The sequence below is a fragment of the Vibrio profundi genome (assembly GCF_005281835.1).
Lineage (GTDB): Bacteria > Pseudomonadota > Gammaproteobacteria > Enterobacterales > Vibrionaceae > Vibrio > Vibrio profundi.
In genome coordinates this window covers 339,600-365,279 of record NZ_RZIS01000005.1, presented here as the reverse complement: position 1 = coordinate 365,279, position 25,680 = coordinate 339,600, and the positions used below count along the sequence as shown (strand labels likewise).

Below are 25,680 nucleotides of genomic sequence, written 5' to 3'. Positions count from 1 at the left end.
ATGAAGATTGAACTCAACAAGAAGAAAGCCGGATTAGAGTTCATGGCTCGTATTGCTTGGGTTCGTCGCCAATGTGGAAAAGCGTTATCTGAAATCGTGGCCATGACTGATGGTGATTTAGGTGAAGCATTTGGAATGCTCATCCCTACACATCATCGACGTGCCAATTTTGAAACCTCGTTGGGCGTTCCCGACGAATACACAAGACAAAAAGTCGAAATTTTGGAGTCAAGAATATGCCTACAATAACTGGAATCTCTATCAAACGTTTCCCTAAATCGGGAATGGAATTCGCTGAATTGTCAGTACTTCGCGCGGTAGAAGAAGTCGACAACGAAAAGTTTCAACAAACGGGCATCGGCTTCTCAACCGACATTCCTTACAACAAGCAAGCGCTGAAAATCGACGTGGATTATGCGCGTCAACTTATCCAGTCGCGTGCGTTCGTGGCCAACCGAGAATACCAACTGAGCTTTGGTGCTAATCCAAATGATCCTTTAGACATTTTGGTGAACAAGCTTGAGCCAGTGGACGACGAAATCAAAAAGCATTTCCAAGCGTCACTTAAGGCTTAATCCATGGCATTTGTTACAGGGTACTGCGCCAGTCTTCTCTCTTTTGATGGGGCTAACTCAACAATCATCTTGGAGTACAACACGAGCAATATCGTGAGTACCCACAAGAGCAATTGTGATTGGGCGGTATCGGTAACAACCGAGTTCTTGGAATCTCAAAACAATTATTACTTTTTAGAATCACAACCTGCGGCAGTAAGCAGTGATTACCAACTCAACATTGATTCGGAAATCTACACCACGGTTTCAGGTTGGATTCTATTTTCATTCGTTTCTGGTCACGCACTGGGGCGAATACTCAAAGCGCTTGGCAGACGCTAAGCATTTAATCTTTATATACATTTTAGGAAATAAAACTTATGAAACGTTTACTTTTGGCTGGTGCAACTCTTGGTGTTTCTTCTGCGGCTTTTGCTGAAGACAGTGCGGTGACTACAGCGCTTAATGCGGCTATCTCAGCGGGTCAAGCTAACTACGGTCTAGTGGTCGTGGGTGTGATTGGCATGGCGGCGGTTGGCTTTGGTATGTACGCCATTGTCGGTGCAATGCGTAACTAATGGGGCAATTTGTCTCTGAAGTCGTAACCATCTTACTTGGCGTGGTTATGGCTTCATCCTTTGTCTACGGTATCTATACCGGAATTAACGCCTCCTAACGGGGGCTTTTTTATATCTGGGTTCAGTATGAAATCGATAATTAATACCTTTATTGCCCTGCTCTTTTTGATGGTTTCATGCCTGGTTTTTATGGCTCAATCCTACGCGATTGATTGTCCTGCTGGTCAAGTTGACCAAGGCGGTGTCTGCGTTTCTTCGTGTATGGTTTTTAAAGATTTGAATCGAACGGTGAGATGGGACGCCTACGTTTATGGGGATGAACCTAATCGTTATTGTCGCGGTTCTGCTGAGGGTCAAGTGGCGTGTGAATTGATTCTAACGGGCGCAGTTCAAGTCGATGCACCGAATAACGACCAATACTGGACGGGGCAATTTAAACATACAGGTGCGACATGTGCTTGGTCAGAACGCGGACGCTTCTTTGGTGATGAGCCTTTACCATTCCCTTATGAGGGAGATTTAAACATGAACGGTATCCCTGATATTGAAGAAGATTTTGATGGTGACGGTATCCCTAATGGTGTCGACCCTGCTCCTAATGTAAACAACAGCGATAATGCTGATAACAGCGGGAATAATATTCCTGATGCATTAGACCCTCACGTTAATACTTTGAATCGCATTGAAGATGTTAACTATGTCATTGAGTGCTCAGGTGGTGTTGATTGTAACGGTATACGTACTCTTGCTAATTCATCTGTAAAGGTGGCCGATACGAACAGCCGCTTAGCTACGTCCATCCAGAAGTTAGCGATAGACCTAGTTGATAAAGACGATTTAAGGGCGGTGACTCGTGGGGTTGTCGGTGCTATTGAAGATGCTTCTGACACTGCGGTTAATACCATTCACAACTCTAGGGTGATGACGACTGAACAAATCGATGGCGTTGAGGCCAATCTTTATAACCGAATCGTTAAGTCTGAAAACAACGTTATCGGTGCGATGAACGGTATTGAAGTCAGTGGCGGCGGTTTGACTACGGCTCAAAACAGTTGGCTCTTAGACAGTGTTCGCAACTCAGTCACCAACAAACAAAAGAACGACCAAATCATTTCAACTCAAAATACACACTCCTCTCGCTTGAACCAAATCGAAATGAATTTGGCGAACAAGATTGAAGACATTTCTATTTCTGGTGGCGGTGGCCTGACTTCTACCCAAGCAACCCAACTCAAGAACGCGGCCAACCGCTCTAATGGTGCAAAGAAAAATACCGACACCATCAAAAACCAAATGAGTGAAGCTCTGGATGTACTCAACCGTAATTATCGTAACTCTGACAAGCTAGACGCACTGGCCGAAGATGTTCGCATCGCTAAAAACAATTCTTCCCTTGCTTACGCGGTATCTGATGACACGTTTTACGAGGTACAGGATCTTAATGAAAGCCTGTCTGCTCAAATCGAGGGATTAGCCACCAAGCTCGACGGCCTTGCTTCTGGTGGTTCGCCAACGGATGGTAACGGCTCTCAAATCATCGCGGATTCTCTCAGCGGCATTTCTGACTCTATCGATAAGCTCGGCCAAGGGACTTTCACCAAACCGACACCGGGCGACACCTTTCAATCAGACTTTCTCTTTAGCGAAAGCGCATTCACCGAAATCAACACCGATATTGAAACACTCAAAACCGAATACGCCGCCCAGCTCAATGAGTTCAAGTCCCTACTCTCTGTGGATGTCAGTGGTTTTGAACAAGGCGAATACGTTGAGCACCGTTTGGACTTAACGCTAAACGGTGGCAGCCACTCTTTCAAATCAGGGGTGCTTGAAGCGCTCTTGGACAATAGCGAACTTATCTATGCAGTCATTATTTTTATCTGCGTGATTGCAGGTCTACGAATGTTGGGGAATAGCTAATGGAAGCACTAACGACCTTTCTCAATTGGAGCGCCGAACAGTTCCAGTTCTTCTCTGATTTCCTTGTCGGTATTCCACAGATGATGATGGATCTCTTTTCGTATGTTCAGCTGTTCTTTTTGAAGCTCACCATCATGGCTCAAATCGAGTTCATGAAGCTGTCTTACAACTCCGCTCGAATCCTGCTCCAAGAGATTGGCTTTAACGATGCGCTTAAAACCGCGTTCAATATGTTGCCATCCGAAATACGTTTTTACGCGTTCAAGTTTGGTGTCCCTCAAGGGCTGTCCATTCTTGCTAACTTCTTTACCACTGGCTTTGTTATGAGGATGACACGCTAATGGCTATCACCATTCGAACGGGTGCAAACGGCTCCTATAAATCTGCCTACACCGCCTATTTTGTAATTTATGAAGCGCTCAAAGCTGGTCGTGTTGTCGTCACCAACATTGAAGGTATGGAAACCGTTGCTTCGATAGAGAAACGCTTTGATTGTAAGTTCCCCTCCACCACTAAATTGCTACGCATCTCATCAAGGGATGAAGCTGGCGTATTTCTGTGGACGCACTTCTTTTGTTGGTGCCCGATTGGGGCGCTGATTGTGATAGATGAATGCCAAGATATCTACTCTAAGAACATCGGCTTTGATATGAAGAAAGTGAAGTATCAGCCTCTCGATACGTTCATCACTAAAGACCAGGGCAAAGACGGCCTACTGCCAGATTCCTATGTTGATTTCTTTAACTCTCGCTATATTCCTGCCGATATGAACGAACTCGAAGAATCGGAAACGGATGATAGAGGTGTCGCACAATACGATGAGAACGGCCGCATTATCTATCCTCACACGTTCAACGAGGGGTTCATGCGTCACCGGAAATACAACTGGGATATCGAGCTACTTTCACCGGACTGGAAACAAATCGATTCAGGCATCAAAGCGTGTGGTGAGCAGAACTTCTTCCATAAAGGCCGTGACCAGTTCTTTTGGTGTAAACGAAAGCCACTGATTTGGAAACATGACAAGTCAGTCACTACACCCGTCATCCCCAAAAAGCTCGACGTGAACACGTTTAAAAAGAAAATCCCTCTTGATGCGTTCCTACTGTACAAGTCGACAGGTACAGGGGTTGCCAAACAAGCCGGAGCTATGAACACCCTATTTCGTAGCCCCAAAGCCATTGCAGCTCTGCTGCTGTCCATCCTTTGCTTAGGTTACTTAGTGTATGAAATATCCAATCGCCTTATTGATTCTTCTGAGGAAGATACGCAACCGCAAACGTCGCAATCTTCGTCTCCCGTTCTTGGCCAAAACGACTCATCGACTAAAACGGCTGGTCAAAGTGATTCTGATGTATCTACTCGTGGGGATAGCAATCAAGCTAATCATGGGGATGTTGTTAAGAGTGTTTATATAGGAAAGATTCTACCTTTCGAGGGTATCCAGAAAGCGTTCGTGACTTCAGTGACGTTCGCCATTAAGGACAACAAGATTAACCGATACGTGAATTTAGAAGCCATCACTGCCGATGGCATCTACAGTTTGAGTGAGAAGTTTCTCGATAACTACGACATTAGTTATCGAGTGATTGACCAATGTCTTTTAGAGCTAACACGAAACGGCCAAAGAAAGATGATCACATGCAAGCCGTTAGAGCAACGTGCTCAACGGCCTGAAACGGTGAATGCAAAAGTCAGTTTGTTTTGATTCTAGAGTGCCATCAAAACACGAACCGGCACATATGGCTAACCTATAATAATGCTATCAAAATCAAGAAAGTCGTCTTATATCCTCTAGTAGAAGTGCTATCATAATCGTTCCAGGCTAAACCGGTATTTAGGAAAAATGATGGCGATTACAATCCGAGAAACTGACAAGCACAGCGAAATGCTATCCGAACTAAAACAGCTGACCAACACATCAACGATGTCAAAAGCACTTATTCAAGGTGGTTACGATGCGCTCAAGTACCAAGAGCTATATCTGAAGGAACGTGCGAAGAATGAAAAGCTACGCAGTAAGCTTTATCAGAACGAAGTGGCCGTGAACGATTATCTTGATGCGTTAAAAGGTCTTCACGAAGTCGTGAAAGACTAGCCCCGCAGGGAAAAGAGAGTGCGGAGCGCGAACGAAGCACCAAGCCGCCCACAGAAGCCAATGATGACAGCTGTAGCCAATCGGCGCGGTTAGTAACTCTGCAACTTGAGGTCTGTCACCTCCCCGTTCCTGCCAGAACCGCTCTTTTAAAGCCTTGCCAAGTTCGCAAGGCTTTTTTGTATGAGGCTGTTTTAAGATCATTTGAGTGTCGAAAAGGATCTCTTGCGGTGCTGACCTGACAACGAGTGATGACGACGAAGACTGAGGAGGAAGAATGAGGCGGAGGGTCAAACCCCCGTGGTGTATCACGGGGGTAAATTCCCCCAAACTATCAGCCTCCTACTAGACTTTCTCTTAGTTTTTGTTCAAATACTTTGCACTGTGTTTGATGTCTGTACTGGTTTGCTTGATAAACAGATTCATAAACCTTAGTTTTTATGAGTTAGGTTTTATATGTCAAGGATATGAAATGGCTAAGTTTTTAAACACTAGTGCAACCAATTACTACTTAGAAGAATTAATAAAAAATGCATCTGAACGGCTAATACTCATTAGCCCTTTCCTAAAACTGAACGATAGGATTAAGGAGTTGCTCGAAGACAAAGACAGAATGAAAATCGACATTCGAATTGTCTACGGAAAAAGTGAACTGCAACCCGATGAGATTAACTGGCTTAAGGGGCTGTCTTTCGTGCGAACTAGCTTCTGTAAGAACCTGCACGCCAAGTGCTACATGAATGAAAGCTCCTGCATCATTACTAGCTTAAATCTCTACGAGTTTAGCCAAGTAAATAATAATGAAATGGGTATTCATATTGACCGAGAAGAAGACCAAGAAATCTACAAGGAATCCTATGAAGAAGCTCAGCGCATCATACGCATAAGTGATGAAGTAAGAATTTCATTAGAAAAGGTAGCGCCTGAAGCTGCAGAGTCGAAAAGCAACGACGCCTCAAATTCACTCGAAGATGCTTTAAAAGTAACTTCATCGAAGCTAGCAAAGAAACACAAACTAAAGACTGATGACTTCATTAGTGCTTGTGTCGCCAAAGGCTACCTTACTCTTGATAATGGTAAACTTAAGTTAACTGATTCTGGAAAAGATAGTGGTGGAGAGTCTAAGTACAGTAAGCGTTTTGGCCCCTATTTTATTTGGCCGGAGGCTTTAGAAATAGCGTAAACTAAGCGCAATGTTTGAGTCCCAAAACTGCTATTACGAGCAGGTTGGGACTTTATGTACTATTTTTTATTACGGACAACAAGCATAACAATTGCAAACAATCCAAACAAACCTGCTGCGAAAAGCACTGGATTTATACCTAATGTGTTATTCAATACATCAGAGACCGTATGGACTTCACCAGCATAGGTTTCGCAGCCAGACTGGTCAAAATCTGTCAATTCGCCATATGTTCCGCATTCAAGTTTTATCACATTCGCTACAAACTCTACTATGTAACTTAATCCCCACAAGACTGCAGCAGATGTTAAGTCAGTGATAAGGCCTTGCTTAGGAAAAAATCCATGCTCCCCAATAGCATGTGATAACACCCATCCGAGAAACATCGAGATCACTGTAGTTACCCAAAACACACTGGTAGCTGTTTCAACCATTCTTATAATTCCTAGAGTAAATATTTGTTGAATTACAATTATCGTAACTTATTGAATAATAAAAAACATCCTTTACCAAACACTATAATTACTAGAATTTTCATATTTTCGAGTCCAACTCTGAGAAACTTGAGCAGTTTGTTAGCCTACCGTTCGATTAAAACAGGTGAAGTACCTATATTTTTGTATTCATAGATAGCTTTTGCTCTTTTTACCAAACGCTTGTCCTCAGATAGAATTGCCGAGCAGTATGCTCCCATTGCAATGTGGCCAGCATCACTTCTGACATTGTGAATTTTGTTTATTTTTCTGCACTTTTTTTCAGCTAGAAAGCCCAAAATATCCATAACAGAATTGCACCCAATAATTCCTAGGTACATCGGCCACACGGCATAACCTTGTTTATCAATAGGATCAAAACCAAAAAATTGGTCACAACTGATATCAGCCCCTGCCATGACTGGAGATATCAATTCCCAAATCTGCTTAACTTGCTGTTCACCTGTGATGCTACCAATAGCACCTTTCTCATCACCAAACGCTGCTCTAGTTTTCTTAATATCATTTCCATTCGATACTAACTCACTAACCATTGAATCACACTCAGGCCTTATCGATGCAAATTTATCTGTCAGTTCAGTTGAGTCAATAGGCACATAAGAAACTAATGGTATAATTTGTCTAGCCAGGTTTTCTGATAACTCTTTTAGTGGCTCCTCATCACCTCCGCCATTAACCCAAACTTGGAATGGGTCAAATATTGTGTCATCAAAGTCTACATCGCCCATCGCCTCTATGTACTTTTCATAGTGTTGGTATGGAGTTCCATACTCAATGAGCCTTGCTTCACCTGTAATTTTCCAACTTTCGTCAAGGACAAGATCTAACATCTTTGCATCAATATCGTTGAGTACATCTAAATATTTCTCAGGTTCATTAGAGCGCCTAATTTCAGCGAAGTGCTCTTTTGAATAAATCCAAATCAGGTCTTCTCTCTTACAAAAGTTCGTAATCCCTTGTAGCTGCAAGCCAATAATATTTTGATCAATGTAAACTAAAGGAACGCTCATATCTCTCCTTGAAGGCTAACGACTTGTTATGTTGCGATAAACTCATCTATGTAATGCTTATTAAACTTCTGCCACAGCGAAAGTAAGATGTGAGCAACGCTACCACGACACTTAACCAGACCACCGTAAACACCACACTCAAATTTTGAACCAAACTCCCAAGCGCTAGGAACCACTCTTAAATCGTTTGTTAGCAATATTGCTATTGATACAGTACAATATACGTTGTACTATTACAAACATATAAATCACAAATGGTAACAGGCGCAAATTCAATGAAGACAGTAATAGATAAGTTACAAGACAGTAGATATTTTAACATTAATGAAACTGAAACTATCAACTACTTGATCGCCCCTGTCCTTAGCAATGCTAAATATGATTTTACTGATATCACACACGTTAGGTATGAGTTAAATGAAGGCAACCGTACAAAAATCGACTGCGTTTTTTGGGGAGATGTTGATGGCAAGCCAAAACAGAATTTTATATTGGAAGCCAAACGATTATCTGAATCACTTGATAAGCAAGAGTATTACTATCAGTTACGTGATTACTTTAATTCAAATACCTCGCTCGTTAAGCTGGCAATTTTAACAAATGGCAATGAATACCGCCTTTTCAGTGATTTTGTAACTCCAAATCGAATGGATGAAAAACCATTCGTAACGTTTGAGTTGCGTAACGAAGACGACCTAAGCCTGCTTTATGCTCTACTAGACCGTGATACATATTCAGCGCAAACCTTAAAAGTTAAATTTATAAAACATGAACTTCAAGGTTATAACCTGCCTAAAGAGGCAATGCTGCGCACTATTCGTAGTCGTGAGGCTTTAAAGGCGTTATTTAATCTCGATTTTGGCAACCTTAGTCCACTTGAAGCTTCAGAATTAGAAGACTCATTAAGTGGCAAAGATCAAACTTTAACCGCCCAGTTACCTTTAGAAACGGTGCCTGAGCCAGTAACTACAAATAGAAAAAGAAACTCAAACACGTTTGTAAGTAAGCAACGAGTACACGACCTTTTGATTGAAAATAAAGGCGTTTTCTTTGACAAACACGCAATTTTTGAAGGCTTGAAGAAAAAGCACCCAGAACTAGTTGATGGGAGCTATTCCCATATGATGAACTCTAAAAATTGTGACGAAAAAACTGCAACAAGAGAGTTTATCAGTACGATTAACACTACTCTTTGTCGAACTGCCGATGATGAGCGCTTTGAATCCAATAGCGACAGACCGAAAAAATATCGCTTTAAATAATACGCTTGTGGGCAGGTGCTCTGCCCCTATTGCTAACGCGCGTTAAGTGGTGAGCAACGCAGACCACCATACTTAAACCATTGTGCCGTAAACACTAAAGTAGAATCAAACCGAAAATGCCAAGCGTTGGGAATCTGTCTTAAACGCCTTGTTATATGCATATGACACACAGTAGAATCACATACCATTAAAATGGAGCTAGGCTATGATAAAGGCCCACATAAAGCACATTAAAGAAATATTTGCAGAAGAAGAACACCCAATAAAGCACTTAGGTGGCTACATCAGGTTTTGGTGTAGCAACTACAAACGACGCTTATGTAAATATCTGCGAGGAAAGTTCCACTTTTTCGTTGAGAACAGCTTAATATCTACACTTATGCTACCAGCTTTATTTTTATTGGTATTTTCCGATTCATCATCTTGGGCTATACACGATAGTAACTCGGTTTTTAAATGCATTCGAGCGTATATCCAAAACAATGCAATAATTTTCAATTTATGTATCGGTTACATTGTCAGCTACATTTTCTTCTATTTAGTCGTTTATCGTGTCGAGCAACGAAATGCAAAGAAAATGAAACCTATGCTTCACAACCTTTTAGCGGAAACCAAATTTATTTTAGGTGACATAATTGAAGTGATTTCTAGTGAGTTTCAAATTCAAAATAATAACCCAGAGTACAAATCCATGCGGGCGTTCAATGATGAAGAGTTAATTGTAGCTCTAGAAAACATTAAGAAGAACTCGCCAATATCGCTAATAACTAATGCTAGTCACAACCGACATATCATTAACCAGCAACCTAACTTAAGCGATTACATTCGCATATCATTTGAAATACTAAACCACAAGATAAGAAGCTCCTCTGCTGTAGTAAATAGCTCCGACGATACTTTGCTTGAGTTACTCAACCGTTTAGGAACGATGGAAAGCACTTTTAATATTTTTGCGTACAATGATTTCGTAGGGACAGACTTAAAATCAAATATTTCCGTAGTAAAAGATATTATCAAATTGGATGCTGAGCTGACGAAGCATTACTCTGATTACTATTCTTAAAGGTTGGAGTTGGTGGTGCATATAACAGCTATTAGACTGAATCACTCTGCACTTAAATACAGAACTTTTCTATATAGCACACTGATTGATATGAATTGTATTTATTTTAATCAAGTAATAACAGTTCTTTATGAGTGTGATCAAAAACACTGGTCGTGAATTGCAGAAAGGCACCGATCAAATATAGAAACCTGACCAGTGACATGTGGTTTATAGAATTCGAGCTATCGAACGCGCCAGTTTGATTAACTGCTTCGACGTTTTTATCTCTAACTCTGATTGGATACTAAGCAAGGCAATTCCTGCCAAAATTTGTTGGGGTGAAACAATTTGTCCTGTTGGTAGTTCAAGCTTGTCATAGTGCATTTTGAACTGCTCCCAGTCGTCACTTGCACTCAGTTCTCGACCTTTCATCATCCTCATAAGCCGTTTACATTCGGGTGGTATCGGTTTTCCTTTATCCCACTCCGTGACCGTTCTCACAGATTTGAAACAGAGTTTAGCGACCTCCTCCTTAGTCATTTGGCATTCCATAGCCCGAAAAATGTAATTCTTACTCATTTCGCGGTACTTCATCAATAAAACCTCTAAATACAAGAGGTTGCATGATCTTATAAATATATACACCATTAAACATAACTGCACATAATACGCACCGGGCTAGAGCTTTATTTGGTGGGTTCTTAGCTTCATTCAACGGTTCTGAACGTCGTTACGCCAAAACTTTTACGTGCATGTTCCATTGCGTGTTGACCTGTCTCATATAGCCCATTGATTTTTCATAGCGATTTACGTCTGCGCCTGACAGGAACCACTCGCTTACCGAGAATATCTCATCTGCAAGCTCATTTAGTTCTTAGGAATTTAAGCGACAACATTTGGCTTCATACATTGAACTTAGTCTGTATCAAGAGTTTTCACGTAATTACTATTGGGCTCGCTCATCTCATGGCTAGCATTTCTTTTAGTAGCTCAGCAGTCAAAGACTTCGATCGAAAGCTTACATAACCGGTTTGCTCTCCTATTACGCTCTCCTATTACGCTCTTCAATACGCTGATTAAATAAAGTTATCGCAAAAAAACTAGCCATAGTGCCATCAAGTTAATAGCTTTCAACTATTTAAAACGAGCCTGTAACATTAACCTACAAAAACGAGATGCATTAACATGCATAAACAACATTTGAATGGTAGTATTTGGAAATCTTGAACCTTAAGTAATTGATATGATTCCTAAACTTTACAAATTTAGGTCAATAAATGATAGAAATGTTCATGCCATAACCGAAAGCGCATTGTGGTTCAACTGCCCTAAAGCATTTAATGATCCGTTCGAGTCTTCGTTTCTAGTCGATACTGACAATAAAAAAACTTCCGAACAAAGCTTACAACTAGCATGCTTTTCTAAGTCGTATTCGCACCCACTACTTTGGTCACGATACGCCGACAATTATCGAGGCATGTGTATTGAGTATGATTTTAGCCAATTTTCGAAGTGTACAGATCTTAGCTTCTTTGAGATCAACTATTGTTCAAATAGTTACTTAAATGATTCATACAATACAAAACACATTAGTCTTGCCTACGAGCAGGAATTTCGTTGTGGTGTGGCTGATAACGCACTAATTAATAATAAACTGCTTCTAAATCGCGAGTGTATAACAGCTGTTATCCTATCAGAGTTAGCACCTGCTGATAGAGCTCTAAAGGTGGTAATGGCGTGCTCAGAATTAGGTATTCCGGTAAAGAAAGCGATATGTGAACGACAGACGTACACTTTTCAAATAAAGGAACTCGATTGATAGAACCTCATAGCCCGACGAATGTAGGCGGGCTTGTTCTATGGAGATTTTGTTACAGTGCAACAATTTTACATTGATAGGGTTAACTTACCTGGCATCTGCTCCCTAACCTCAGATAACGCAGCTCCCGACATTTGAACTTTTGCAAACCAGTATGGCTTATGTTTATCCAAGAAAGCATTGCTCCGCTTAAGACCATCGAAGATTGAGTACGCCCTAGCCTGGCCTAACGCAGCACCGTATTCACTACGCTCAAGAATTGAAATGTCATCAATGTCTTCTAGCAATGCTTGTTTTATGTATGATGAGTTCACATCCCATTCAATATGCTCTATTAGTTTTCGCACTAACTGTCTTTCAACTCGCTTGATTACATTTGGTAGGAATACTAAATTTGGTGCGACTTCCGAGCACGCATAATATTCTTCACGCTTGTCAGCCTCACGATATTTAGTCATTGTGTATACAAGCGCATCTTCAAAAACTTGGCTGAAGTGATTACAGATGAGAAACAATGGCATCACTCTTAAGGTGCCAAGCAAGATCCCAACATCAGGCTCTCGAACATTAGTTTCCTTCAATCGCATTCTTGTTACGTTTGAAGTTACAATTAAATGCTGCCACATTTTTGGGGCTATAAGCTTTGTATTGGCATCAGACCATTTTAATGTTGGTCGTGCCATTAAGACTGGGAATAAAAACCTTGAGTTTTCTATTCCAATCTGACCAATCGCTATTTTGGGGTCTGTAATTGCTTTGGGGGCTTTGCCAAATCGCTCACTAAACTTAGGGTTAGATACTAGATCAAGAATATTGCTGCTTAATTGACGACTTAAAGTGGTTAACGTGCTTAACTTAGAGAAGTTTAAAGATGGTGAATAAGCGATAGAAGCAAAGTGCCCAAAGTCAGGAATGCCTCCAAACAGAGTCCCAATATCGGTTTCCTCTAATTTATCACACATCATTTTTTCAGCGACCATTGCTACTGCGTCCACAACGGTTTTAAGTGTTTTTTGTTTATCTTCTAGCTTTTGCTTATGAGCTTTGACACGTTCTTGCTCACAACCTAATAAAATTCGTTGATTGTTAGTAATCCGATCTTCTTCATTGAAAATGACATCTTCACAGTATCGGCCTTCTAGGCTCAACAACGTGTCGACTTCGCTTTGATCTACAAGAAACTTCATACTAATAAGCCATTTAGCATGGCGCTCTTCTACGTTATTCGCTATTTTCCGAGCGATTTCGACTGCTTCTGGCGTGTAGTGTTTATTCGTTAACAACAACCTGTCACCTTCCAATAGTGCTCTTAAATTTATAATGTAATTATGAGATTTCCATTCAGGATATTAATAGAATAGGACAATAAATTCACTTTGTTATTGTGATGTAGCTAAAAGATATTTAGTTATAGGGCATCAGGTTTTATTAATTGTGACTGATGTGAATACGGATATATTTTTCTATAGTGGAAAAGCGATATTTATCACCTTTGATAACTACTTTTTTGCTGATCTTGCATATCTTACTATCACCTGAAGTTGTTACTTTATGGACTCTTGCGTGAGATTTAGAGTGGCGCATTTCAATCATCAGGTCACAGAAACCGTCTAGATCAGGTGCTTTTTTATCTAAATGCTTAGTGACCTTCTTTTTGATTTGGAAAGCAACAGGATTCACGAGTGCGTCATCAGACAACGCACTTGGCACCACAAGAAGTGATACCGAGAATAATAGAATCTTATGTAACATATTGAGCTCCAAGATATGAAAGCTCTAGAGTCACATTTAAATGTAGGGGCTGGCGCGAACTAATGACGCATTTTAGATAGGGTCGATAAAAAGGTGCAAATGATATGATAAACAGCGACCAATCTATGCACCTATGCTTTTTTGTTCCCTTTCGACTTCAACCCTTGGTGAGGAAATACGTTTCGAATACGCTGTTGAATGTTTTTAGGCACTTCTTTTGAAAACACCAGTTTGTAGCCAGTGCGCTTACTATAAACCTTAAGCGTGCCTTCGAACGGTACTATTTCACCAATTTCGACGAGATTATGCTTAAAGGAAGGTGGCAAGTGTCCTTTAATAGAGATGATGTTTCCCATCTCGAATTCAACTTTCAAGACTGGTCTATCTACAAGAACTAACCAAAATATAATGATGGCCGCAGCCACTATGACATAAATCATAATGCCTCCTTAATCAGATAATAGCTTACTTAAGTCTTCTTTAATGCTGGTTACTTTTTTATCTGCTTTCTCAGTACGAGACGCTTCCGTTACTAGATACTCAATCGCATCAGACAAGGTACAGCCAAGTTCATTGGCGCGTTGAGACAGTTTTTCCCAGACCCGGTAATCTAAGTCGATAGATTTCTTCTTAGTATGGACCTGTTCGGCATTAAAATGCCTTTTCCTTTTAGCGCGTATCGCCTGCTTAAGTTTATTTTCCAATTCCAACGCCATGTGATCCTCGATCCACTCTAAGACCTGAGTTGGCTCGTGTTCTAAACTCTTCAAAGTGTTCACAGCAACGTCAACTTCACTGGAATCTATGTGGCGTGTAATGCTTTCTCCATCTTTCCACTTTTTCATCAGATATTGCCATTTCCAACCACATTCCAAGTTTTCCAATTGCTGATATTTCATTGATTTCCCCAAAAATTACTAAACCATAGTGACAGCGTAACCCAAAATATTCTAAACGTACAATTCTTGTGTGTAACAAATCGACCTAGATCAAGTCATCTTCAAAAATATAGCAAAAGCAAACGCATATTTTCTATAACGCAAACACGTTTTTCTATATACTCTACGCACTTTCCTATTAACAGAACTCTCGATGACTCAAGTAGATTGGCGTTCAGTCACCCCTCAGTATTCTCAGTTTGATACTCAGTTAGACCAATATCATTCCTTACAACCACGCTCTTTTATTGACATGCAAGCGCGCTTCAAATCAAGTTTACAGCGCTTCGAACAACTTAAAAGCTTGTCGCGAGTTTTATTGGTAAACTCCCCTGACAACCCTATATACAGGCAGCTTGTTGTCGAGTCTATTCAGGCGGTAGTAGATAGTGCTAAGCCTGTTATAAAAACTGAATCGCTTAGAGTTGAAAATCTATTTGACCAAGTTCAAGTCAAGAACGGAGAAAAATTAGTTAGCAAAGAAGGTTTACTTTCTTCTGCTGACGGCGGCTATCTAGTTATATCAGCAAACCTGATACTTGCTAACCCTGGTTGCTGGTTATTGTTAAAATCTGCATTGCTCGGTGAAGCAGTAGACGACTTCAATACTAATAACAATAAGCTTCCAAAATACCAATCGACCTCAACCTATAACGTAAAGTTAGTGGTTGTAGGTGATCGTGGACAATTCGCAGACCTTGACTACTTGGATACAGATATTCAAAGCGGCTTCTGCCTATTCAGTGAACTTGAGCTTGATTTAAAATTATCGGAAAAATCGATTTCTGAGTATTTAGGTTACATAAAGTGGCTTATTCGTCGATTTAACCTACCGCAACTTAGCCCAAGATCGGTTGAATCTATTTTAGCGGCAGGTGCTAGAGAAACAGAAGATCAGCATTACGTACCTCTTTGTTTAGTGTGGCATAACGCGCTCCTTTCAGAAGCCGCCATTGAATCCGATTCTAATCCAATAGCTCCTGAGCATATCGACAGCGCCATAGAGCATAAATCTTCAAGGGAAGCTTATTTACCAGAGCGTGCTCTAGAAGACATATTAGACGGACAAGTAATCATCGAGACAGATGGCGAACAAGTTGGCCAAGTTAATGGCCTAACTGTTATCGATGTTCCCGGTCACCCTGTATCCTATGGTGAACCTGCTCGTATCTCTTGTGTGATCCATTTTGGCGACGGTGACATATCAGATGTAGAGAGAAAAGCAGAACTTGGCGGTAACCTTCATGCAAAAGGCATGATGATCATGCAAGCTTTTGTTAGCAGCTCACTTAATTTAGAAGATCCGTTACCATACTCTGCATCTGTCGTTTTCGAACAATCTTATTGCGAAGTTGACGGCGATAGCGCATCACTCGCCGAACTATGTTCTTTAGTCAGCGCGCTCTCTGAATATCCGATTAACCAGCAAATTGCGGTTACCGGTGCCGTAGATCAATTTGGCCGCGTGCAAGCTGTTGGCGGCCTAAATGAGAAAATTGAAGGTTTCTATGATGTGTGTGAACACAAAGGCTTAACAGGTCAGCAAGGCGTGATTCTGCCAAAATCAAACTTGAAACACTTAGCCCTTAAAAAATCTGTTGTTGAAAGTATCAAAAATAAACAATTTCATATCTGGTCTGTCTCTAATGTGGACGAAGCTATCCCACTTATAATGAACAAACCATTTAGAGACGAAAATGAAGAAAACGTTCTAAGCAAAATTGCGGAACGTATTGAAAACTTTGAAAGACATGAACATCCCCCTGGATTTGTGGAGCGCATCAAAAACTGGTTTGTCTAGTACTGATCGGACTTGTTTAGCGTACACCTGTTCACTAAGATGCACCTATCAAAAATTGGAGTAATTGATAATGCAAAACAAACGTGATTCTTACACTCGCGAAGAGCTTCTAGCGTCAAGCCAAGGCGAATTATGGCCACAAGGCCCTCAACTACCAGCACCAAACATGCTGATGATGGATCGCATCACTAAAATGTCTGAAACCGAAGGTGATTTCGGTAAAGGTTTGATTCTTGCTGAGCTAGATATTACTCCTGACTTGTGGTTCTTCGATTGCCACTTCCCTGGTGACCCTGTAATGCCAGGTTGCCTAGGCTTAGACGCTATGTGGCAACTTGTTGGCTTCTACCTTGGTTGGGTTGGTGGCGAAGGCAAAGGCCGCGCACTCGGTGTTGGGGAAGTGAAATTTACAGGTCAGATCCTTCCGACTGCAAAGAAAGTAACGTATGAAATTCATATGAAACGTGTAGTGAATCGTCGCCTAGTTATGGGCCTTGCAGATGGTCGTGTTTTAGTTGATGGAAAAGAAATCTACGTAGCGAAAGACTTAAAAGTTGGTCTTTTCCAAGATACTTCTTCTTTCTAAAAAGTACGTATTCGAAGCAGCCTGTCAGGCTGCTTTATTTTCTCCCAAGCAAGTTAGTTATAGTGCTTTATATTGTCTAGACATAAAAAAGGCTCATATTATTGAGCCTTTTTCGAATTCCTTATGACAAGTATGTGGGATTATTTATAGAGACCAGCTTGTTTATCATCTCTGGCATCACGCCAACCACCTAGCCAATATGACCGAGAATCCATTTGATTATAGGGGCATGTTTCTTGGGATCTTCCATTCAAACCTGCCTTATATCCTTGGGATTGTGCTCGTTCTAGGCGATCACGCTTTTGTCTCTTCATAGTTCAGTCCTCATACGGGTGTTATTTACTAACGTACAACTATTAAACCTATATGGAGCTTGTGTTACTCCACTATTAAGAATCGACTACATTCCCTATTTTCTCAAGACAAAAAAAAGCACAGATTCAAAACTGTGAACCTGTGCTCTAGATTAGAAATTTTTACTATTTTCTACGGAACCCTAAGAATCCAAGGATGGTCAAAGCGATTAGACCTAAACCGGCGCCTTGCCTTTCGACTTTCGCTGTATCTGAACCTCGAGCTACAATATCAGTACTCGTTGCATCTGCGATAGGAACTAACTTAACAGCAACGACTTTCTCCTCTCCACCATTATTAAAAGCACATTGGGAATTGTGAGATGTAGTGTCGTATTCACTGTCTTGCCCATTAACAACACATTTCACAGCAGTGCCTGAAATGATCCCTGCATCATTGATGTCAGAAGCATCGATGATTCGAAATTTATTGTTGGACGAAGATTCTATACCGCCATTGGTCAGATCATCCAATAGCCATGCTGTATTAGAAAAAACAGAATCACTCCTTGGACTGGTATAGTTATTGGTGTTATAAGGATAAATAAAGGCTCGAGTCTTTCTTACCTTATCTCCCGATTCAATATCAACTTTCCCCACTATTTCATTATAGTTATTAACTGCTTTTGCTTCACTTCCGGCTCCTGAAAAAAATAAGCTGCCAGAAAGAAATGATGCCGTTGGAGAATCTATATCAGTAACTGCAAATGCCTTAAAACCAGTTCCGCCATTTTCTGCAACATCCCCTCGACGTTTGACGTGCCCAATAACCAACAAGTTATTGTTAATGTCAGTGGCAACAGAATTCGTATATTTCCAATCATCACGTGAGTCAACATTTGCACCAGATATAACACGAGGGCTCCAATCACTGGTTGTTGCATCAAGCGCTAAATCGATACCTGTACTAACGAAGATGCTTGCATTCATGTCTTGCAAGTCTCCGTTACCATCTTCAGTGGTATAGCCTACACCATAGAACCGGCCGTTATTCACAACTATAGATCGCATACTACCTTGGGCTCTATAGTCTCCAGAGCTAGGAGAACTACTAACCCAATCCAAGGATACGGTGTTAGTGTCATTCCAAATAGCAGCTTTACTATTAAAATAACTTCCATTTCCATTAGGGTTAGATGTAGAAATACTACCAACGTTATGCGTTATGATGTTGCCGTCGCCTTTAACGTCAACTTTTACAACGCCCCACGCTCGTGATTCACTTGTTGAAGTTGGTGGAACATCCGAAAAAGCAGCATGACGAATACTATTACCATCAGAAGCGGCTCCAACAGGATTCGCAAGATCGTCAAGTGCATTAATCACCGAATTATAATCACTGATACTAGTAACTGCTCCCTCAACAAACGCCTGAGCATTAACATGAGCTAAGTTATTCATTTCTTGGGACCATGTGCCCCAGCGCTTTGATACCCAGCTATCGCATGTTGAATACTTAAGTTCTAAGTCACAGTATCTTTCAAAGTCTTTATATTCTTGGATGTATTGGAACGCTGCGTCCATAGCAAAAGGAACTTCTTCACGATAACTAACAGCCTCAACTGAGTTTCGAGTTTCACCTGCTAATTTGTATCCTTCACATTCTGAACTGGTCGCGCTAGCATCAAAACACCCAAGATTTCCTAGTGTACTAGCATCTGAAGGTTGAATGGCAACCCCGTACACTTCCGATATTATCTGTGCGTCTATTGTTGAGGGAGGTGTAACCTCTACAACTTTATAAAGGGCTGCATGTGCTTGAGTTGCCGCCAAAACTAAAGCAGCAACTGTGGTTAATTTAAATTTAGTACAACTCATCAACGATTAACTTTCCTGTTGTAGTGCTTCGAGCTCTTCCCAACGCTCAAAGGCAACTTCAAGCTCCTGCTCAGTAGCAGCAAGCTTATCTAATATCACTTTGGTGTCGTCTACAGGCTTACTGAAAAACTCAGGGCTATTCACCTGTTCCTGTAGCGACTCAATTTCGGCTTCCAATTCCTCTAAACGCATAGGTAGCGCTTCTAGTTCTCGCTGTAGCTTATAAGATAACTTCTTAGTCTTAACTTTCGCAGGTGCAGTTTTGGGAGTTTCCTCAACTACTTTTACCTGCTTAGCTGGCTTTTCGACCTGGCGAGACTGTAATACCTGTTTTCTTTGTTGCTGGGCGTCGTGATAACCACCAACAAACTCTTCAATTACACCTTCACCTTCGAATATCCAACTTGTCATTACCGTGTTATCTACGAACTGACGATCATGGCTTACTAGAAGTAACGTCCCCTGATAGTTGGCAAGCAAATCTTCTAAAAGTTCCAATGTTTCGATATCTAAATCGTTAGTCGGTTCATCTAGAATCAAAAGATTGTTTGATTTAAGGAAAATACGAGCAAGTAACAGGCGGTTTTTCTCCCCCCCAGACAAGGCTTTAACAGGAGTACGAGCGCGTTTTGGAGAAAATAAGAAATCTTGCAGGTAGCTCAACGCATGACGCTCACGACCGCCAACGGTTACTTCTTGCTTACCATCCGCTAAATTATCAATAACCGACTTTTCAGGGTCTAGAATTTCACGATACTGGTCAAAATAGGCAACTTCTAACTTGGTACCGCAGTGTAAACGACCAGAGTCAGGCTTAAGCTGGTCTAATAGCAATTTAAGAACGGTACTCTTACCACAGCCGTTAGGTCCGATAAGAGCGATTCTGTCACCACGCATAATGTTAAAGCTAAAGTCTTTAACAATATCCTTGCCCTCAAAACCAAAGTTAATATTTTCAGCTTCGAATACAATCTTGCCAGAACGATTTGATTCATCGATTTGAATGTTCGCCTTACCCTGCACTTCACGTCTGTTTAAACGCTCTTCACGTAGCTTCTTCAGCGCACGTACGCGGCCTTCATTACGCGTACGACGAGCTTTGATTCCTTGGCGAATCCATACTTCTTCTTGGGCGAGCTTCTTATCAAACTCAGCATTTTGCATTTCTTCTACACGGAGCGCTTCTTCTTTCTCAACAAGATAGTTTTCGTAATCACCCGGGAACGAACTTAACTGACCACGATCGAGATCGACAATACGTGTCGCCATTGACTTAATGAATGCGCGATCGTGAGAAATGAAGATAATCGAGCCACGGAAATCCTTTAAGAATCCTTCTAACCATTCAATTGTCGTTACATCTAAGTGGTTGGTAGGTTCATCAAGGAGTAATACATCAGGGTCGCACACAAGAGCGCGAGCAAGGGCCGCTTTACGTTGCCAACCACCTGACAGATCAGTCAGCTTAGTATTTGGTAAAAGCTTAAGTGCACCCAACACATTGTTAACACGATCATCAAAACGCCAAGCATTGGCATGATCAAGTTGTTCTTGAACACGAGATAAACGATTAATGTTCTTCTCGCTTGGATCTTCCGCAATAAGATCCAATAGATCGTGATAGATCTTTAGCTGTTTGCCAATTTCTGCCAATCCACCAGCAACGTACTCATAAACCGTTCCCTCTTCGTTACGAGGAGGATCTTGTTCTAATCGCGAAACGACTACATCTTGAGTAATTTGCATTTTTCCGTCATCCATAACGATTTCGCCGGCAAGCACCTTCATTAAGGTTGATTTGCCCGCTCCGTTACGACCTACTAAACACACACGCTCATTTTCTTGCAAAGCAAAGTCGGCTTTATCCAATAAAGGATGGTCACCAAAAGCTAATTGCCCATTATGAATGGTAAGTAATGCCATTTTCATCTAACCAATTTTGTAATTCTTGAAGGCCAAAAGGCCAATTTAATTCTGACTCTTGATATTTCAGCACAGGAATCGTTACGCCGTAACGAGAAAACAATGCGTCGTCGAACGCAATATCCACAACTTCAACCTGTTCACTAATATTCAATTGTTTCGTAAGTTCAAATGCCATCTCACAAAGATGGCATCCTTCAGTACTGTATAAAGTCAGCACTCGATATTCCTTTTCTATTTGTGCGTGATAAGCCAGCAGTTATGAATGTGCTTATTACGAGAGAAATCCAGCGGCAAAGTCTTAGAAGATATGTTTTGAGCAGATAAGCCTAGAGCTTCTAACGCTTCAAGATCCATTTTGAAATGACGCTTATTGTTTGAGAATACAATCGTACCCTCTTCCCTTAAGATGCGCTTCAAGTTTTCCATAAGCTGGATATGATCACGCTGAACATCAAAAGTTTGTTCCATACGCTTTGAGTTAGAGAACGTAGGAGGATCAATAAAAATCAGATCATACAAGCCTGACGCTTGCGCTAACCATTGAAGGCAATCTGCCTGTACAAATTGATGCTGTCGTCCCACGCGGCCATTTAATGTCATGTTTTCTTTAGCCCACTCAAGGTAGGTATTAGACATATCAACAGTCGTTGTAGAACGAGCACCACCGACTGCAGCATGCACACTTGCACTACCTGTATATGCGAACAGGTTAAGGAAATCTTTACCTTGCGCCATTTCGCCTAAACGTCGGCGTGTAATCTTATGGTCTAAGAATAACCCGGTATCAAGATAGTCATGAAGATTAACGATAAGTTTCACGCCGTATTCATTAACTTCCATCTGAGACGACTCTTGAGACAGCTTTTGATACTGAGAACGTCCTTTTTGCTTTTGGCGTACCTTAAGCACTACGTTGTTCGCCTCTACACCAGTCACTTGGATAGCTGCACGAATAATATCAGTTAAACGACGCTTCGCTTTCTCTTCAGGGATATTTTTCGGTGCTGCGTATTCTTGGATAACAAGATGATCCAGGTAAACATCAATAGCAACGTTGTATTCAGGGAGGTCTGCATCGTAGATACGGTAACAGTCTAACTGCTCTTTCTTAGCCCACTTACCTATTTTGCCAATGTTCTTCTTGAGACGATTAGCAAAGTCTGGTGCGATCAAAGATTCGCTATCCTTGTTTGGGCGGTCTTCTTGAGGTCTGTCTGAAATTGAATAGTTCTTTTGGTGACAAGGTAACGCACCATTATTCAACTTGAACTGCTTATCGGCGCGCATGCGTAAACAGCTTAGTAGCTCATCAGAACTAGAGAAGATTGATGCATTGCAGCCACCAAATTCGGCTTTCAGTTGAGCACCAAAAGCGGTGTACAAGGCAATCAACCCAGGCTCTGTACCTAAACGCTCGCCGTATGGTGGGTTTGAAACGATCACGCCGTTTTCAAACGAAGCCGGACGTTTCACCAAAGCGGCATCGCCAACTTCAAATTCGATTAAATCTGCAACACCAGCGCGTCGAGCGTTATCTCGAGCTACCTGAATAACGCGACTGTCGTTATCGTATCCGTAAAACTTACATTCAACTTTCTTAACACCACGACGAGCTTGAACGTTCGCTTCTGCTTTCACTTCAGCCCATAGTTCTGCATCAAAGTCTTCCAGTGATTCAAAACACCATTTCTGACGCTTTACGCCTGGAGCCATGTTTGCCGCCATCATCGCCGCTTCAATCACCAAAGTACCAGAACCACACATTGGATCTAAGAATGGCTTGGTTTCATCCCAGCCACTACGAAGCAAAATAGCAGCAGCTAAGGTTTCCCTTAATGGCGCTCTACCCGATTCAGGTCGGTAACCACGCTGGTGCAAACCACTACCTACCATATCCACACCTAAAATCGCCTTATCGCGATGTAAGCGCACATGAATACGTACATCTGGGTTTTCTTTACTGATTGATGGACGAGGTAAGCTCTTTTTCTCGAAGCAATCGACCACCGCATCTTTAACTTTCATCGCACCATACTGGCTATTGCGAATTTCCCGGTTAGTACCATTGAAATCAACGACGAAACGCTTACTGCTATGAAACTGGTTTACCCAGTTAACTGCTGTCGTAGAAAGGTAAAGATCCATGTCATCTTGACAGGTGAATTCAGACAAAACACGCACAAATCGAGAGGCTAGACGACTCCACAAACAACAGCGGTAGATCTGCTCATTGGTCGCCTTGAATTTAACGCCCGCTTGGACTGGTTTTGCGTTCGTAATCCCTAATTGGGTTAGTTCTTCAACTAGTAAATTCTCAAGGCCGTTTGAGGTAACCGCTAGATATTGATTCATAGTGTTCTTTTATTGATAAAAATGACCTCAATTATACCTCACTTTCCTTGTCAATCATCCTACTAACGTATTCTTTTCTCAGATATAGACAGTAAACGCTCAGCAAATAAACAAGACGGCTAAAAGGACCAAACCCTTTTGAAGTAAGTACTTCTTTACCCACAAAACCACCAAATGCATAAATATTCGAATCAAAATTGGTATATACCAGCAACGAGATAGAGGTGTAAGTTAGCTACATATGAAGGTAAAACGGGAATTTATGAGGAAAATACCAACTATAGCGGCTTAAGAATCGCGTAAATGTATGGATAAAAAGCGTGCTATTGCTCCCATTTATCAGCGATGAATAGTAGAAGTACTATGATCACCCTGAATTTTAGGTAAAAAAAATCAGCCGAAAGGCTGATTAAATAACACAGGAATGAATATTTTGAGATGAATGCTTAGCCAACTAAGGCCATCGGAGGATTATTTTTATTAACAAGTGAATTGGCGCAAACCATTCGGTCATGCATGACTTTAATATAATCACCAAACCTCAATGATTTTGAGCTGGTTAAACTGAATTCTTCTAGCTCTATTAAGGCGCACAAACTGGAGCTGTCCCCTACCTCTAGGACGATAAAATGCCCTTGACTCAGGTCATTACTCAAACGAACGATATCACCTTCTTGAGGTTCTTCATGGCTATCAAATTGAGTATCAAAAAACCAGCTTTTTGGCTGAACAGGCTTATGGAATCGCTTAGCGGCAACGCAATACAACGTCAATTCTGCCTGTCTAGGTTCAGAAAGGTCCAAACCACTGATTTTTTCTTTAAAGGTTTGATAGGAAGATGCATCATCTACAGTGAATTCGTTATCTTGAAATGCACACTGCACCAGCGTTTTCTTGACGAGATTAGTTTTAAACAACATATCTTGCCCAAGATTCAGCATTAACGAGCTGTGTTGCTCGTCGTAGTACCAACTCCATGTATCGCTGGGTTTAAGCATTGTATCGTCTCACACTGATTATATGTTTCTCTAGGTAAAACGCTTAATTACCTTCCTAATAAACGTAATTCTACTAACGAAAAGACAAAAAAAAAGAGGAAATGAATTCCTCTTTTTGCCCCTAAAACTTGTAACTTCAAATAGTTACACTGTAGCTTCTATAGGTTTTTTACAATATCTCGAACTAAGCCTGGGCCCTGATATATAAAACCAGAGTAAACTTGAACTAGCTTAGCGCCAGCCATCATCTTCTCTTTTGCTGCTACATAAGAATCGATGCCACCTACCCCAATGATTGGTAGTTGATCGCCAAGCTCTTCATGTAAACGACGAACCACTTCAGTGCTGCGAGATTGAACCGGGCGGCCACTTAGACCACCAGCTTCATTAGCGTGTTTCATACCTTCAACGATACTGCGATCTAAAGTCGTATTAGTTGCGATCACGCCATCGATCTTATTCTTGATCAATGACTCACAAATTTGGGTGATTTCATCATCACTTAGATCCGGTGCGATCTTTAAAGCAAGAGGGACATATTTGCTATGTTTCTCTTCAAGTTCTTTCTGCTTTAGCTTCAATTCAGCAAGAAGTTCATCCAAAGCTTCACCATACTGAAGAGAGCGAAGACCAGGAGTATTTGGAGAAGAAATATTTACCGCGATGTATCCTGCGTACTGATATACCTTTTCCATACAGATCAAGTAGTCTTCAGCACCCTTTTCTATCGGTGTATCTTTATTTTTACCGATATTGATACCCAGCACGCCATCGTAGTTAGACTTCTTGACGTTCTCGACAAGGTTGTCCACTCCAAGGTTATTGAAACCCATTCGGTTAATAATGCCTTCCGCTTCGACTAAACGGAACAAACGAGGTTTGTCATTACCAGCTTGAGGGCGAGGTGTCACAGTCCCTACTTCGACAAAACCAAAACCCATTGCGCCAAATGCATCAATACATTCGCCATTTTTGTCTAAACCTGCAGCTAGGCCTACTGGGTTCTTGAAAGTTAGACCCATGCATTCTACAGGTCGGTTTGGTAATTGCTGGCGGTACAGAAGATCAAGTGGAGTACCAGTGAATCGCTTGAAATTTTGAATTGCAAGATCATGTGCCTTTTCGGCATCAAGTTGAAAAAAGCCAGTTCTGGCTAGACGGTAAAGCATTGTGCCTCCGGTAGAAAAAAGCCCCGT

General features: G+C 41.3%; 26 protein-coding genes and 1 pseudogene. 13 read left to right on the top strand and 14 right to left on the bottom strand.

The genetic code is table 11. The features are described 5' to 3' along the window. The 9 genes and pseudogenes from ELZ11_RS15135 to ELZ11_RS15095 form a co-directional block, all read left to right on the top strand. Nucleotides 1-249: pseudogene (locus tag ELZ11_RS15135) on the top strand (replication initiation factor domain-containing protein); the annotation flags it as partial. Beyond that, complete coding sequence (locus ELZ11_RS15130; protein WP_137357505.1) at nucleotides 237-575, top strand: DUF1293 family protein; 339 nt, start codon at nucleotides 237-239, stop codon at nucleotides 573-575. The pseudogene ELZ11_RS15135 and the gene ELZ11_RS15130, both read left to right, overlap by 13 nt. Nucleotides 576-578: 3 nt before the next feature. After that, nucleotides 579-896, top strand: coding sequence for a hypothetical protein (locus ELZ11_RS15125; protein WP_137357506.1), 318 nt, complete (start codon nucleotides 579-581; stop codon nucleotides 894-896). 38 nt (nucleotides 897-934) lie between these two features. After that, the gene (locus ELZ11_RS15120; RefSeq protein ID WP_137358254.1) at nucleotides 935-1,132 is read left to right on the top strand and encodes a hypothetical protein; all 198 of its coding nucleotides are present in this window, start codon (nucleotides 935-937) and stop codon (nucleotides 1,130-1,132) included. Nucleotides 1,133-1,321: 189 nt separating this feature from the next. Continuing rightward, entirely contained in the window at nucleotides 1,322-3,052 is a 1,731-nt protein-coding gene (locus ELZ11_RS15115) for a hypothetical protein (RefSeq protein WP_137358253.1), read from the top strand. Beyond that, nucleotides 3,052-3,393 carry a DUF2523 family protein gene (locus tag ELZ11_RS15110; protein WP_137358252.1) on the top strand — a complete coding sequence of 114 codons (342 nt, stop codon included), beginning with the start codon at nucleotides 3,052-3,054 and terminating at the stop codon, nucleotides 3,391-3,393. The genes ELZ11_RS15115 and ELZ11_RS15110 overlap by 1 nt, the downstream gene beginning before the upstream one ends. Then, nucleotides 3,393-4,760 (top strand): zonular occludens toxin domain-containing protein, encoded by a 1,368-nt coding sequence (locus ELZ11_RS15105; protein ID WP_137358251.1) that lies wholly within the window; start codon nucleotides 3,393-3,395, stop codon nucleotides 4,758-4,760. Before ELZ11_RS15110 ends, ELZ11_RS15105 begins: the two co-directional genes overlap by 1 nt. 141 nt (nucleotides 4,761-4,901) lie before the next feature. Beyond that, nucleotides 4,902-5,150, top strand: coding sequence for a hypothetical protein (locus ELZ11_RS15100; protein ID WP_137358250.1), 249 nt, complete (start codon nucleotides 4,902-4,904; stop codon nucleotides 5,148-5,150). 469 nt (nucleotides 5,151-5,619) lie between these two features. After that, nucleotides 5,620-6,330, top strand: coding sequence for a phospholipase D family protein (locus tag ELZ11_RS15095; protein WP_137358249.1), 711 nt, complete (start codon nucleotides 5,620-5,622; stop codon nucleotides 6,328-6,330). A gap of 59 nt (nucleotides 6,331-6,389) precedes the next feature. On the opposite strand, the gene ELZ11_RS15090 is transcribed toward ELZ11_RS15095, so the two are convergent. Next, nucleotides 6,390-6,764: a hypothetical protein gene (locus ELZ11_RS15090; protein WP_137358248.1), complete on the bottom strand. Its 375-nt coding sequence runs from the start codon at nucleotides 6,762-6,764 to the stop codon at nucleotides 6,390-6,392. A gap of 146 nt (nucleotides 6,765-6,910) precedes the next feature. Then, the gene (locus tag ELZ11_RS15085) at nucleotides 6,911-7,834 is read right to left on the bottom strand and encodes a hypothetical protein (RefSeq protein ID WP_137358247.1); all 924 of its coding nucleotides are present in this window, start codon (nucleotides 7,832-7,834) and stop codon (nucleotides 6,911-6,913) included. Between the two features lie 275 nt (nucleotides 7,835-8,109). Here ELZ11_RS15085 and ELZ11_RS15080 point away from each other — a divergent pair, with 275 nt between their 5' ends. Beyond that, nucleotides 8,110-9,096, top strand: a complete 987-nt coding sequence (locus tag ELZ11_RS15080) for a hypothetical protein (protein WP_137358246.1) — start codon at nucleotides 8,110-8,112, stop codon at nucleotides 9,094-9,096. A gap of 205 nt (nucleotides 9,097-9,301) precedes the next feature. Beyond that, a complete protein-coding gene (locus ELZ11_RS15075) occupies nucleotides 9,302-10,159 on the top strand; it encodes a hypothetical protein (RefSeq protein WP_137358245.1) in 858 nt (285 codons plus the stop codon). Nucleotides 10,160-10,369: 210 nt separating this feature from the next. Here the strand turns inward: ELZ11_RS15075 and ELZ11_RS15070 are convergent, their stop codons facing one another. The 5 genes from ELZ11_RS15070 to matP all read right to left on the bottom strand — a co-directional run bounded on the left by ELZ11_RS15070 (nucleotide 10,370) and on the right by matP (nucleotide 14,611). Further along, complete coding sequence (locus ELZ11_RS15070; protein ID WP_137358244.1) at nucleotides 10,370-10,735, bottom strand: phage protein; 366 nt, start codon at nucleotides 10,733-10,735, stop codon at nucleotides 10,370-10,372. 1,293 nt (nucleotides 10,736-12,028) lie between these two features. Continuing rightward, nucleotides 12,029-13,246 carry a hypothetical protein gene (locus ELZ11_RS15060; RefSeq protein WP_137358242.1) on the bottom strand — a complete coding sequence of 406 codons (1,218 nt, stop codon included), beginning with the start codon at nucleotides 13,244-13,246 and terminating at the stop codon, nucleotides 12,029-12,031. Nucleotides 13,247-13,388: 142 nt separating this feature from the next. After that, the gene (locus ELZ11_RS15055; protein WP_137358241.1) at nucleotides 13,389-13,712 is read right to left on the bottom strand and encodes a hypothetical protein; all 324 of its coding nucleotides are present in this window, start codon (nucleotides 13,710-13,712) and stop codon (nucleotides 13,389-13,391) included. Between the two features lie 131 nt (nucleotides 13,713-13,843). After that, complete coding sequence (locus tag ELZ11_RS15050) at nucleotides 13,844-14,152, bottom strand: DUF3634 family protein (protein WP_137358240.1); 309 nt, start codon at nucleotides 14,150-14,152, stop codon at nucleotides 13,844-13,846. 9 nt (nucleotides 14,153-14,161) lie between these two features. Further along, on the bottom strand, nucleotides 14,162-14,611 hold the full coding sequence (gene matP, locus ELZ11_RS15045; protein ID WP_137358239.1) for a macrodomain Ter protein MatP: 450 nt from the start codon (nucleotides 14,609-14,611) through the stop codon (nucleotides 14,162-14,164). A gap of 193 nt (nucleotides 14,612-14,804) precedes the next feature. Between matP and ELZ11_RS15040 the strand changes: the two genes are divergently transcribed. Together ELZ11_RS15040 and fabA are read left to right on the top strand one after the other, a co-directional pair. Next, nucleotides 14,805-16,451, top strand: coding sequence for a S16 family serine protease (locus ELZ11_RS15040; protein WP_137358238.1), 1,647 nt, complete (start codon nucleotides 14,805-14,807; stop codon nucleotides 16,449-16,451). Nucleotides 16,452-16,521: 70 nt separating this feature from the next. Further along, nucleotides 16,522-17,037 carry a bifunctional 3-hydroxydecanoyl-ACP dehydratase/trans-2-decenoyl-ACP isomerase gene (gene fabA / locus ELZ11_RS15035; RefSeq protein ID WP_137358237.1) on the top strand — a complete coding sequence of 172 codons (516 nt, stop codon included), beginning with the start codon at nucleotides 16,522-16,524 and terminating at the stop codon, nucleotides 17,035-17,037. A 140-nt stretch (nucleotides 17,038-17,177) separates the two neighbouring features. On the opposite strand, the gene rmf is transcribed toward fabA, so the two are convergent. The 7 genes from rmf to pyrD form a co-directional block, all read right to left on the bottom strand. Next, nucleotides 17,178-17,351 carry a ribosome modulation factor gene (gene rmf, locus ELZ11_RS15030; protein ID WP_137358236.1) on the bottom strand — a complete coding sequence of 58 codons (174 nt, stop codon included), beginning with the start codon at nucleotides 17,349-17,351 and terminating at the stop codon, nucleotides 17,178-17,180. Nucleotides 17,352-17,516: 165 nt separating this feature from the next. After that, complete coding sequence (locus tag ELZ11_RS15025) at nucleotides 17,517-19,208, bottom strand: DUF3466 family protein (RefSeq protein WP_137358235.1); 1,692 nt, start codon at nucleotides 19,206-19,208, stop codon at nucleotides 17,517-17,519. A gap of 6 nt (nucleotides 19,209-19,214) precedes the next feature. After that, nucleotides 19,215-21,131, bottom strand: a complete 1,917-nt coding sequence (locus ELZ11_RS15020; protein ID WP_137358234.1) for an ABC transporter ATP-binding protein — start codon at nucleotides 21,129-21,131, stop codon at nucleotides 19,215-19,217. Continuing rightward, nucleotides 21,109-21,351 (bottom strand): glutaredoxin family protein, encoded by a 243-nt coding sequence (locus tag ELZ11_RS15015; RefSeq protein WP_137358233.1) that lies wholly within the window; start codon nucleotides 21,349-21,351, stop codon nucleotides 21,109-21,111. The genes ELZ11_RS15020 and ELZ11_RS15015 overlap by 23 nt, the downstream gene beginning before the upstream one ends. 14 nt (nucleotides 21,352-21,365) lie before the next feature. Then, on the bottom strand, nucleotides 21,366-23,486 hold the full coding sequence (rlmKL, locus tag ELZ11_RS15010) for a bifunctional 23S rRNA (guanine(2069)-N(7))-methyltransferase RlmK/23S rRNA (guanine(2445)-N(2))-methyltransferase RlmL (RefSeq protein WP_137358232.1): 2,121 nt from the start codon (nucleotides 23,484-23,486) through the stop codon (nucleotides 21,366-21,368). Between the two features lie 446 nt (nucleotides 23,487-23,932). After that, complete coding sequence (locus ELZ11_RS15005; protein ID WP_137358231.1) at nucleotides 23,933-24,484, bottom strand: cell division protein ZapC; 552 nt, start codon at nucleotides 24,482-24,484, stop codon at nucleotides 23,933-23,935. A 158-nt stretch (nucleotides 24,485-24,642) separates the two neighbouring features. Next, the gene (gene pyrD, locus ELZ11_RS15000; RefSeq protein WP_137358230.1) at nucleotides 24,643-25,653 is read right to left on the bottom strand and encodes a quinone-dependent dihydroorotate dehydrogenase; all 1,011 of its coding nucleotides are present in this window, start codon (nucleotides 25,651-25,653) and stop codon (nucleotides 24,643-24,645) included. Between the last annotated feature and the right edge of the window lie 27 nt (nucleotides 25,654-25,680).

Coding starts and splice junctions, on each gene's coding strand:
- ELZ11_RS15130 (WP_137357505.1), top strand. CDS start 237: ATGCCTACAATAACTGGAATCTCTATCAAACGTTTCCCTAAATCGGGA.
- ELZ11_RS15125 (WP_137357506.1), top strand. CDS start 579: ATGGCATTTGTTACAGGGTACTGCGCCAGTCTTCTCTCTTTTGATGGG.
- ELZ11_RS15120 (WP_137358254.1), top strand. CDS start 935: ATGAAACGTTTACTTTTGGCTGGTGCAACTCTTGGTGTTTCTTCTGCG.
- ELZ11_RS15115 (WP_137358253.1), top strand. CDS start 1,322: ATGGCTCAATCCTACGCGATTGATTGTCCTGCTGGTCAAGTTGACCAA.
- ELZ11_RS15110 (WP_137358252.1), top strand. CDS start 3,052: ATGGAAGCACTAACGACCTTTCTCAATTGGAGCGCCGAACAGTTCCAG.
- ELZ11_RS15105 (WP_137358251.1), top strand. CDS start 3,393: ATGGCTATCACCATTCGAACGGGTGCAAACGGCTCCTATAAATCTGCC.
- ELZ11_RS15100 (WP_137358250.1), top strand. CDS start 4,902: ATGGCGATTACAATCCGAGAAACTGACAAGCACAGCGAAATGCTATCC.
- ELZ11_RS15095 (WP_137358249.1), top strand. CDS start 5,620: ATGGCTAAGTTTTTAAACACTAGTGCAACCAATTACTACTTAGAAGAA.
- ELZ11_RS15090 (WP_137358248.1), bottom strand. CDS start 6,764: ATGGTTGAAACAGCTACCAGTGTGTTTTGGGTAACTACAGTGATCTCG.
- ELZ11_RS15085 (WP_137358247.1), bottom strand. CDS start 7,834: ATGAGCGTTCCTTTAGTTTACATTGATCAAAATATTATTGGCTTGCAG.
- ELZ11_RS15080 (WP_137358246.1), top strand. CDS start 8,110: ATGAAGACAGTAATAGATAAGTTACAAGACAGTAGATATTTTAACATT.
- ELZ11_RS15075 (WP_137358245.1), top strand. CDS start 9,302: ATGATAAAGGCCCACATAAAGCACATTAAAGAAATATTTGCAGAAGAA.
- ELZ11_RS15070 (WP_137358244.1), bottom strand. CDS start 10,735: ATGAAGTACCGCGAAATGAGTAAGAATTACATTTTTCGGGCTATGGAA.
- ELZ11_RS15055 (WP_137358241.1), bottom strand. CDS start 13,712: ATGTTACATAAGATTCTATTATTCTCGGTATCACTTCTTGTGGTGCCA.
- ELZ11_RS15050 (WP_137358240.1), bottom strand. CDS start 14,152: ATGATTTATGTCATAGTGGCTGCGGCCATCATTATATTTTGGTTAGTT.
- matP (WP_137358239.1), bottom strand. CDS start 14,611: ATGAAATATCAGCAATTGGAAAACTTGGAATGTGGTTGGAAATGGCAA.
- ELZ11_RS15040 (WP_137358238.1), top strand. CDS start 14,805: ATGACTCAAGTAGATTGGCGTTCAGTCACCCCTCAGTATTCTCAGTTT.
- fabA (WP_137358237.1), top strand. CDS start 16,522: ATGCAAAACAAACGTGATTCTTACACTCGCGAAGAGCTTCTAGCGTCA.
- rmf (WP_137358236.1), bottom strand. CDS start 17,351: ATGAAGAGACAAAAGCGTGATCGCCTAGAACGAGCACAATCCCAAGGA.
- ELZ11_RS15025 (WP_137358235.1), bottom strand. CDS start 19,208: ATGAGTTGTACTAAATTTAAATTAACCACAGTTGCTGCTTTAGTTTTG.
- ELZ11_RS15020 (WP_137358234.1), bottom strand. CDS start 21,131: ATGGCATTACTTACCATTCATAATGGGCAATTAGCTTTTGGTGACCAT.
- rlmKL (WP_137358232.1), bottom strand. CDS start 23,486: ATGAATCAATATCTAGCGGTTACCTCAAACGGCCTTGAGAATTTACTA.
- ELZ11_RS15005 (WP_137358231.1), bottom strand. CDS start 24,484: ATGCTTAAACCCAGCGATACATGGAGTTGGTACTACGACGAGCAACAC.
- pyrD (WP_137358230.1), bottom strand. CDS start 25,653: ATGCTTTACCGTCTAGCCAGAACTGGCTTTTTTCAACTTGATGCCGAA.